This is a genomic window from Streptomyces sp. NH27, from assembly GCF_056859195.1.
The window spans coordinates 1-4,072 of record NZ_JACEGK010000635.1; the positions used below are offsets into that span (position 1 = coordinate 1).

Below are 4,072 nucleotides of genomic sequence, written 5' to 3' on the forward strand. Positions count from 1 at the left end.
CCCCGAGCCCGCCCCGGAGAGCAGCAGCAGGTCCAGCAGGCGATCCATGTCCCGCTCCCCCGGGTTCCCCACCGAGCACCGGGCCCAGTGCGACGACGCGCCCCGCAGCCGCTCCCGTACGAGTGCGACGTCCAACCGGTGCTCAGCGGCCGGCCGCTGCGTCACCCTCATCACCCGCAGCGACCGCAGCACCCCGTCCACGGACTCCGGACTCCGGCAGAACCGTCCCAGCGGCCTTCCACCGGGCCCGCAGCGCCCGTCCCAGCTCGATCCTGCACACACCGACCCGGACTCATGAACGATCGAGGCCAGGCATACGGAGGGCCCTGCCGGCTACCAAGGCTCCGGTTTACCACAACGCACTCAGGAGCTACCCGCGCGTTGGCGATCCTGGTCCGACTGCTTTTTGGTCGCCTCGGGGACCAGCTGGCGTTCCTCGGCTGGGTAGGAGTCGAAGAGCCGGCCGAGCGAGTTCATTCGGCCCTGGAAGTCCGTTCCCCATGCGTCCGCCTTCGCACCGACCCATGTGTCCTTGCCCAGAAAGCCGTTGACTTGTTTGATCGCGGCGCGGATGTTCGTGACCGACGCCTCGATGCTGTTCATGTCCTCCTGGCATATATTGCCGAGTCTGTCTTCGTCAGGAAGTCCCACGTCTTGTCTCCCACGGTGTCGTCACTTCTTCATCGCGATCTGGAGCAGGTAGTGCGTGTAGCCACCCATGACGAGCCGGCCGTCGCCATAAGCGAGAGTGACCGGGAGGCCGCAGACCAATTTCACCGCGTCCACAGGGTGCGACGGGTCGCAGTCTTCGGGATAGCCGGTGCCACTGTGGTGGGCGATGATCTGCGCGTGGCCGCCACGGATGAGCAGTACGTATGCGTCCGACGCACCGCGGGCGTTGACGTACAGGCCGGTCGCGTCGGCGCCGGCCATCGACTGGACTCGGAGGGTGGCCGGTGCGCCGGTGAGTCCGGCAGCCGTAGCGGGCAGGGCGAGGCGGGTGACGGTGCCGTCGGGGCGGATCATCTTGATGTCGCCGACAGTTCCGCTGGTCAGGCCGTTGCCACCGATGACGTAGGCGTTGCCCGCACCGTCGACGGTGTTCCAGGTCTGCGCCATGGTGGGCGGCGATGCGCTACGGTCGGCGGCGGGGAAGGCGTAGAGCCGCGTCAGGGTGCCACCCTTGAGGGTCCAGACCGCCTCACGGTCGGAGATGAGCAGCAGGGTGCCGTCGGGCCGGACGCCGAAGGGAGTCGCCACGCCGCTGAAGCGGTACGTGGCGGCCGACGCCGAGCGCGGCAGCGTGGAGTGGCGGGTCGCTCCGGAGCCGGGTACGCCCGCCAGGGTGGATACGGCGCCGTGCGCGTCGACCTTCCGCACCGAGCCGTACGCGCCCAGCGCCAGCGAGCCGTCCGGCCGCGCGACCAGCCCGCCCGATCCTTCGGGGCCGACGCTCAGCACCCGGGACACCTTGCGGTCGGGTGAGACTTTGTAGACACCGGACCGCAGCACGTAGACGCTGCCGTCGTTCCCCACGGTGAGAGCGTTGACCGCGCCGCCCCCGGCCAGGTCAAGGCCCGGGCCCGCCTGGTCCGCGGTGAGCAGCACTGCCGCCTGCCCCGGCCCGGGTCGCTGGTCACCGTCACCGCCGTCGTTCGAGCAGCCGGCCGTCACGGCGACGACGAGCCCCACTGCCAACAGGCCCGCCACTCGGGAGCGCGGCACCAGACGCGTGCTCACTCCGAACCGCGCTTGTAACCGTCATCCATCTGGTCGCTGAACGTGTCCAGTTGCGAATGCTTCTCCGTGCGGGTGGCGTTCCACCAGTCATTGAAGTCCGTCATGTCCTGATCCGTAGTGATGTCGATGTCGCCGTCAGCCCACTCCGGGTGGTTCGGTGGCGGCTTGATCTTGCCGGCGCGTGCGAGTCCCTGCATGAGTGGTACGTGCATCGACGCCTGATCGTCGTATTTCCGGGGCCTTGCGGTTGCCTCGATGCTCGCCGCGTTGTCCGTGGAGAACTTCGAGTCGGCGTATGGGATTCCGGCCCAGATCGCGGCCTGTATCCAGTTCTGGCCGACCGAGTCATCGAGCGGATTGGGGACGGCCGCCGCACCACTGGCGATGATGTTGAACCAGAGCAGCTGCTTGGTGTGTGCAGCGTCCAGCAACTCGGCCTTCGTCATGTGGACCTCGTCGGCCGCGGACCACGCCTCACCGCGCAGTTCGGCCAAGTTCTTGAGATAGACGCCGGCGTCCGGGTCGTCCAGCCCCTTCATCGAAGTCTGGCTGATTTGGGCGTTGATGGACTCCACGACGTTCCCGGCCTCGTCGCGGTTCTGCATGATCATACTCATGAAGTCCTCAGCATGTTGCCGGTCGAGAATCAGCGTGCCAGGCTTCAATTTGGAGGCGTAGGCCGCCTGGTCGGACGTGCCGGTGGAATCGGCGAAGTCGGGAACGTAAGCCTGGAAGACGGTGGACAGCGCCTTCGTGATTCCTTTGTTGACCGGATACTGCTCCAGGTCATAGTCGCCCTTTTTCTTCTCCTTGTTGTATTCGTCGCCGCCGGCGTTGATCAAGTTCGCTGCGGCCTCGGCAGACTGCTTCGGATGGCCTTCGCGGTCGAGGGTGGCTGCCCGTATGACGGCAGCGGGGAACTTGGCGTCATCGAAAGAGTCGTTGCCGGGGGTATGCCACTTGTCGCTGACGAGTGCGTCCGCGTGTTTGGGACCGTCCACACCGGTCAGCAACTGCCGTGAGGCATCCGAGTTCTCGCTCACGCGCTGCATCAGGACAATCGACGGATCGTTCGCATCGATACCCTGGATGTTGTTCGCGTGATCGATAAAGCCGCCACCCTGGGTATAGTCCATCTTCAGGCCCAGCGAGGTATACCACGCGTTGTGGTCGCCCACGTACTCGCCGGGCACAGCCGCGTTGACCCCCTTCTGGAAGTCAGGCCGCATCTCATGCGTCTGGCGCCAGTCCAGCATCGAGCCGCCAACCGCAGACAGCACGGTGGAGTCCCACTTGCTGCCGGGGGGACCGTACTTGAAAAGCATGCCAACCGACCACATGTCGCCGCCTGCGGGCTTCGTCAGCTTGGTCAGGTAATCCGGCGGCAACGTGATCGCGCCGTCCTTGGCCATCCTCGTCGAGGCCGCGACCCCTTGACCGAACTGGGCAAGCGCGGCCTCGGACTCCTTGCTGAGCACCACGCCGCCATGCGTACCGTCCATCCCGTGCAGAACCCGCGCGGCACGGACGGCCTGGTCCTCACCTCCGTTGGCCATGAACGCTTGCAGGTAGGCCGGGTCGTCTTGGTGGTCGGCCAGCGACTGTGCGATCTCATCGATCGTGGCGCGCGAGGAAGAGTCTTCCGGATCGTCCATGGCCTTCTTCAGGTTCAGCGCCTCGGTCCTGGCTTCTTCGGAGGCGTTGATCTGGGCTACATCCCAAGGGACGCTGACCCAGTTCGCGTGCGGGTCGCTGGGGTCGTACATGTGCGGGTTGTGCAGCAGGTTCAGCGCCTCATCGGCGCGTTTGGCCATGTCGGAGGCGTCGGCGTGTACTTGTGTCACTTGCTGCGACAGCTGCGACTGGCTGAGCATGCCGTGCCACTCGTCGAAGTTCTTCCGGATGCTGGGAGCTTCGCGATGCAGAGTGTCGGCCAGGTTCTTGAGTTTGTCGGCCAGCAGTCTGACGCGATGCGGATCGACTCCCGCGAAGTCGCTATGCAGGACGGCCAGGGAACCGGCCGAGTTCCCTCCGAAGGGGCGGGAGCGACCAGCACCCACCGGACCCACTGGCCCTGTGGGGTAGGGCCGTTGGGGGCAGTTGACCACAACACGGCCCACCCGCGGCTCAGTCCGCGTCCCCGAGGTCCACCCCGGAGAGCAGGAGCAGGTCCAGGAGGCGATCCAGGTCCCGCTCTCCGGCTTCGCCGCCCAGCACCGGGGCCAGCGCCATGAGTGCGCCGCGCAGCCGCCCCCGTACGAGTGCGACGTCCAACCGATTCTTCGCGGCCAGCCGTTGCGTCACTTTCAGCGCCCGAGGAGAGCGCAACAAC

Annotated in this window: 5 protein-coding genes; all 5 read right to left on the reverse strand. The window is 66.4% G+C overall.

Annotation, left to right across the window (positions count from 1 at the left end; genetic code table 11):
- A partial coding sequence (locus AC13HU_RS33515; RefSeq protein WP_483045755.1) for a hypothetical protein occupies positions 1-201 on the reverse strand: 201 nt, incomplete at its 3' end.
- A gap of 162 nt (positions 202-363) precedes the next feature.
- The gene (locus AC13HU_RS33520; protein WP_483045756.1) at positions 364-603 is read right to left on the reverse strand and encodes a hypothetical protein; all 240 of its coding nucleotides are present in this window, start codon (positions 601-603) and stop codon (positions 364-366) included.
- A gap of 69 nt (positions 604-672) precedes the next feature.
- Positions 673-1,725 (reverse strand): hypothetical protein, encoded by a 1,053-nt coding sequence (locus tag AC13HU_RS33525; RefSeq protein ID WP_483045757.1) that lies wholly within the window; start codon positions 1,723-1,725, stop codon positions 673-675.
- Between the two features lie 11 nt (positions 1,726-1,736).
- Positions 1,737-3,800 (reverse strand): hypothetical protein, encoded by a 2,064-nt coding sequence (locus AC13HU_RS33530; RefSeq protein WP_483045758.1) that lies wholly within the window; start codon positions 3,798-3,800, stop codon positions 1,737-1,739.
- A 67-nt stretch (positions 3,801-3,867) separates the two neighbouring features.
- On the reverse strand, positions 3,868-4,072 hold a 205-nt coding region (locus AC13HU_RS33535; protein WP_483045759.1), incomplete at its 5' end, for a hypothetical protein.

Coding starts and splice junctions, on each gene's coding strand:
- AC13HU_RS33520 (WP_483045756.1), bottom strand. CDS start 603: ATGAACAGCATCGAGGCGTCGGTCACGAACATCCGCGCCGCGATCAAA.